Source organism: Stenotrophomonas sp. PS02289 (assembly GCF_029960115.1).
In the GTDB taxonomy this organism is placed as follows: domain Bacteria; phylum Pseudomonadota; class Gammaproteobacteria; order Xanthomonadales; family Xanthomonadaceae; genus Stenotrophomonas.
On sequence record NZ_JASCOZ010000306.1, the window covers coordinates 1 to 2,478 of the forward strand.

Below are 2,478 nucleotides of genomic sequence, written 5' to 3' on the forward strand. Positions count from 1 at the left end.
GGCACATCCATGTGCCTTCACGGTCCCGCAAACCCACCCCGACCCACCCCGGACAATTGTCCGGCTGCCACGGAAGATCAAGAGCACCTGGGCCTGGTAGCGTCGGTCGACAGACGACGGCCGTGAAATCCCCAACATCCGGTAACGCATGACCCCAAATCGACACCGCCGTTGATGTGGCATTTCCCATGACCACCGACCATCTGTCGATGGCGGGTCGGGGTGGGCTGGAGGGGGCGTGAGCCGCATGGATGCGGCGACCGAGCTTACAGGGACGTACTTGCAGCGTCCCCCGGAACGCCCATCCCGAGCCGCCAACACAGGGAGCCGATGGCCACCGGCTGTTCGCCCAAATCCAACAGCAGCCGGGCAGAGCCCGGCGGCACGCGATCCATGCGACCCAGGGAAGTTGCGACAGCAACAGTTGCACGCCCCGAAAATTCGGGGTACGTTCGATCCATGGCCTCGCCCCTGACCACCGCCGTCACCAATAACAACCGCAATAATCTGCGCGCGAATAATCGTGCGCGGCCGATGCGGGACTGCGACCAGGGCTAGAACCAGAAACACGCCCGGATACCAGAAAACCCGCATCGGTCGATGCGGGTTTTTTTATGGTCCGGGTTTTTCATATCCGGGCCTGGGTGGCCGGTCGAATGCCTGCAATACGTGTATTCCCCCATCATCAGGAGCTGTTCCCATGTGTTCGATCTTTGGAATGTTCGGTCTTCAGGCCGGCGATGATCTTCCCGCCCTGCGTCGGCGCGCGCTCGACCTCTCTCAACGTCAGCGTCATCGCGGCCCCGACTGGAGCGGTGTGTACGTCGATACGGGTGCGGTGCTGGTGCACGAGCGCCTGGCCATCGTCGATCCAGCGGGCGGCTCACAGCCGCTGTTGTCCGATGACGGCGGCCTCGCCCTGGCCGTCAACGGCGAGATCTACAACCACAGTGAACTCAAGGCCGAACTGACCCAGCCATATGCCTTCCAGACCGGCTCGGACTGCGAAGTCATCAACGCGCTGTATCGCGAAGACGAACCCGCCTCCTTCCTCAACCGCCTCAACGGCATTTTTGCCTTCGCCCTGTGGGACCGCGACCAGCAGCGCGTGCTGATCGCGCGTGATCCGATCGGTGTGGTGCCGCTGTACTGGGGGCATGACCAGGACGGTCGCCTGGTTGTGGCCTCCGAGCTGAAGTCGCTGGTCGATATCTGCGCCGACGCCGCGCAGTTCCCGCCCGGCCACTGGTATGACAGCGCCACCGATACGCTGACCCGCTACTACGAGCGTCCGTGGCGCGACTACGCCGCCGTGGAAGGCGTCGAGGCCGATCGCGTCGCATTGCGCGAAGCCTTTGAGCGCGCAGTGCATCGCCAGCTGATGACCGACGTGCCCTATGGTGTGCTGCTCTCCGGCGGCCTGGACTCCTCGTTGGTCGCGGCCGTCGCCGCACGCTATGCGCGCCATCGCATTGAAGACGGCGATCAGAGCGAAGCGTGGTGGCCGCGTCTGCATTCGTTCGCCATCGGCCTGAAAGGCTCGCCGGATCTGGCCGCTGCCGCCATTGCCGCCGAGGCACTGGGCACCGTGCATCACGGTTTCGAGTACACCTTCGAGGAAGGCCTGGATGCCTTGCCGGAAGTCATCCGCCATGTGGAAACCTACGACGTCACCACCATCCGCGCCTCCACGCCGATGTTCCTGCTGGCGCGGCGGATCAAGGCCATGGGCGTGAAGATGGTGCTGTCCGGCGAGGGCAGCGACGAGATCTTCGGCGGCTACCTGTATTTCCACAAAGCGCCCAACGCGCGTGAGTTCCATGAGGAACTGGTGCGCAAGCTGGATGCGCTGAACAACTACGACTGCCTGCGCGCCAACAAGTCGATGATGGCCTGGGGCGTGGAGCCGCGCGTGCCGTTCCTGGACCGCGAGTTCCTCGATGTGGCCATGCGCATCGATGCGCAGCACAAGATGGTCGGGAAGGGCGGTGATGGTGCACGCCGGATCGAAAAGGCGGTACTGCGCGAGGCGTTCGAAGGTTACCTGCCGGACTCGATCCTGTGGCGGCAGAAAGAGCAGTTCAGCGATGGCGTTGGCTATGGCTGGATCGACGGGTTGAAGGCGCATGCCGAAGCCCAGGTCAGTGACCGGGTCATGGCTGCAGCCGACAAGCGCTTCGTGCACAACCCGCCGCAGACCAAGGAGGCCTATTACTACCGCCACCTGTTCGAGCAGTTCTTCCCGACCCAGGCCGCAGCCGAGACCGTCCCGGGCGGCAAGTCGATTGCATGTTCCTCGCCAGCTGCGATTGCGTGGGACGCCAGCTTCGCCGCCATGGCCGATCCCTCCGGTCGCGCCGTCGCGGGGGTGCACGAACAGGCCTTGGCATAACTCCTGTACGTTCGACGCATCCGGTAGCGCCGGCCGTTGGCCGGCTCATGGAATGTGTCCGGCGCTCATGAGGGCCGGCCAACGGC

The 2,478-nt window shown here is 64.2% G+C and carries 1 protein-coding gene; it reads left to right on the forward strand.

Annotation, left to right across the window (positions count from 1 at the left end; translation table 11 throughout):
* The first annotated feature begins 700 nt into the window (after positions 1–700).
* Positions 701–2,392 (forward strand): asparagine synthase B, encoded by a 1,692-nt coding sequence (asnB, locus tag QMX83_RS21220; protein WP_282298605.1) that lies wholly within the window; start codon positions 701–703, stop codon positions 2,390–2,392.
* Positions 2,393–2,478: the final 86 nt, after the last annotated feature.

Excerpts from the sequence above, each read along its gene's own strand:
- asnB (WP_282298605.1), top strand. The coding sequence starts at position 701 with ATGTGTTCGATCTTTGGAATGTTCGGTCTTCAGGCCGGCGATGATCTT.